Origin of the sequence: Aeromonas sp. HMWF015 (assembly GCF_963878965.1) — a bacterium.
In the GTDB taxonomy this organism is placed as follows: Bacteria; Pseudomonadota; Gammaproteobacteria; order Enterobacterales; family Aeromonadaceae; genus Aeromonas; species Aeromonas veronii.
The window spans coordinates 1-2237 of record NZ_CAWNZT010000242.1 but is presented as its reverse complement, the minus strand read 5'-3'; the positions used below and the strand labels follow the sequence as shown (position 1 = coordinate 2237).

Here is a 2237-nt window from a genome sequence, read left to right as displayed (position 1 = left end):
GAGCTAGATCACGCAGGGGAGAATGGGGGCGGGGAAAAAACGTGGGGAGCCTTGCAAGGCTCCCCCAAGTGATCAGATGGGCTTTTGCCACAGGGTCAGCAGCAGATCCTGTTCCAGTTCATTCGGGCCCTGTTGAGCGAAAGCGTGACGCTGCTCACCGGTTGCCCGCCAGCCAAGACGGCTGGTCTCCAGAATAAAGCTGCGCATGGCCTGATCCATGGTGAGGCTGAACTGGCAGCGCTGTTGAGCGATCGGATTGAGACCGCCGAGGGTTGGCCAGCTGAGGGGGTGTTCCATGCTCACCGGATTGAGGCTGACCCGCAGTTGCCACTGATGACGGGGGCCCGGCTGCAGATAGAGCAGATAGCCACCGGGGGCCAGCCAGCTGACCAGCTGCTCGGTCTTGACCTTGAGATCGTTGACCAGCAGCACCTGAGCAGAGCCCGGTTGCAGCGGTGCACGGGCGGGATCGGCAATGACAAACTGGCCGTCCGGCTGCGCTTTTTTGGCGGCAAAGATGGTGTTCTTGGCGATATCAACCCCAGCAAACTGCCAGCCGGGCAGGCGCTCTGCCAGCGCGCGGCAGTAGTAGCCTTCACCGCACCCAAGATGAACCAGCTCTTGTGGGGTCAGCGGAGCGAGCAGGCCGGCCATGGCCTCAACCAGCGGCAGTTGGTGGCCGGCTTCCAGGAAATGGTGTTTGGCGCGCATCAGGGCGCGGCTGTCGCTGTCTTTGGGGTTTTTCTTGCCGGGGATGAGATCCAGATAACCTTCCGGTGCCGGATCGAAGTGATGCTTGTTGTCGCAATAGCGCCCCTGGGAGGCTTCATGAAGATGGAGCGGACTGCGGCAGCGGGGACATTGAAGGTGCATAGTAACTCTCTGGGCGAATGCCGGAACAGTGAAGGGCGTTCGGGATTATAGGGGAGAGGATCAAAAAAGGCTGCCGTAGCAGCCTTTTTTATCCCAAGGCCTCAGTCAGGCCTGCGGACGGGTCATCAGCGAGTGCCAAATACCACAATGGTCTTGCCGTGAGCAGAGATGAGCTCCTGCTCTTCCAGCATCTTCAGGATGCGGCCCACGGTTTCACGAGAGCAGCCGACGATCTGGCCGATCTCCTGACGGGTGATCTTGATCTGCATGCCATCCGGGTGGGTCATGGCATCCGGCTGTTTGGCCAGGTTGAGCAGGGTCTGGGCAATCCGGCCGGTCACATCCAGGAAGGCGAGGTTACCCACTTTCTGGCTGGTGTGTTGCAGGCGCTTGGCCATCTGGCCAGAGAGACGCATCAGAATGTCCGGGTTGACCTGGATCAGCTGGCGGAACTTCTTGTAGGAGATCTCTGCCACTTCGCAAGAGCCTTTGGCGCGAACCCAGGCGGAGCGCTCGGGATTCTCGTTCTCCTCGAACATCCCCATCTCGCCCAGGAAATCGCCCTGGTTCAGATAGGAGAGGATCATCTCTTTGCCCTCATCGTCCTTGATCAAGACGGCCACAGTGCCCTTGACGATGTAGTAGAGGGTCTCCGCTTTTTCACCCGCATGGATCAGGGTGCTCTTGGCGGGATACTTATGAATGTGGCAGTGCGACAAGAACCATTCCAGGGTGGGATCGCTTTGCGGTTTGCCAATGACCATGAGAATTCCTCTGTAGTGTCTTTTTATGGACTTGTGCGTCCGGGCAAGCTGCCAATCTTGCCATTCCTTGTATTGGTCGCAGTAGGATAAGAGCCTTTGCCTGTGCTGACAAGGCTTTGCGGGCTTTTGACAGAGCCCTTTGAGTAATGCCTGCTGCGCCGCTCCGGCCATTCTAGGGAAGATAGAGGTCGGAGATGTTGATTTTGATCTATTTCCATCCCAACTCCCCCTGTTCGGCAGAGATAAGCGACTGGGTTATGCTAGGGATCCATCATCATGATTAACAGGAGAGAGTGCGAGATGAAAGCCAAGGTCAGCTGGGTGGAAGGGATGAAGTTTGTGGGTGAGAGTGAATCCGGTCACAAGGTGATCCTGGATGGTGCCAACCCCGGTGAAGGGGCCAGCCCGATGGAGATGATCCTGCTGGCGGTCGGTGGCTGCAGCTCCATTGATGTGGTCTCCATCCTCGAAAAAGCGCGCCAGTCTGTGACCGCATGCCATGTCGATGTCAGTGGCGAACGGGTCGATAGCGTGCCCCGGGTTTTCGAGAAGATTAATCTGCACTTCGTGGTGACAGGCAAGGGATTGGCAGAGAAACAG

3 protein-coding genes are annotated in these 2237 nt (G+C 57.9%); 1 reads left to right on the top strand and 2 read right to left on the bottom strand.

Annotated elements, in window-relative coordinates; all coding sequences use genetic code 11:
• Positions 1-72: 72 nt before the first annotated feature.
• Both AACS18_RS12990 and crp read right to left on the bottom strand, forming a co-directional pair.
• On the bottom strand, positions 73-873 hold the full coding sequence (locus AACS18_RS12990) for a putative RNA methyltransferase (RefSeq protein WP_108614372.1): 801 nt from the start codon (positions 871-873) through the stop codon (positions 73-75).
• A gap of 125 nt (positions 874-998) precedes the next feature.
• Positions 999-1637, bottom strand: a complete 639-nt coding sequence (gene crp / locus AACS18_RS12985) for a cAMP-activated global transcriptional regulator CRP (protein WP_005335304.1) — start codon at positions 1635-1637, stop codon at positions 999-1001.
• Positions 1638-1937: 300 nt separating this feature from the next.
• Between crp and AACS18_RS12980 the strand changes: the two genes are divergently transcribed.
• Positions 1938-2237, top strand: a 300-nt coding sequence (locus AACS18_RS12980) for an OsmC family protein (RefSeq protein ID WP_108614371.1), incomplete at its 3' end; no start/stop codon positions are given.

What these genes read in the sequence shown, in the direction of transcription:
- AACS18_RS12990 (WP_108614372.1), bottom strand. Translation starts at nt 873, where the DNA reads ATGCACCTTCAATGTCCCCGCTGCCGCAGTCCGCTCCATCTTCATGAA.
- crp (WP_005335304.1), bottom strand. Translation starts at nt 1,637, where the DNA reads ATGGTCATTGGCAAACCGCAAAGCGATCCCACCCTGGAATGGTTCTTG.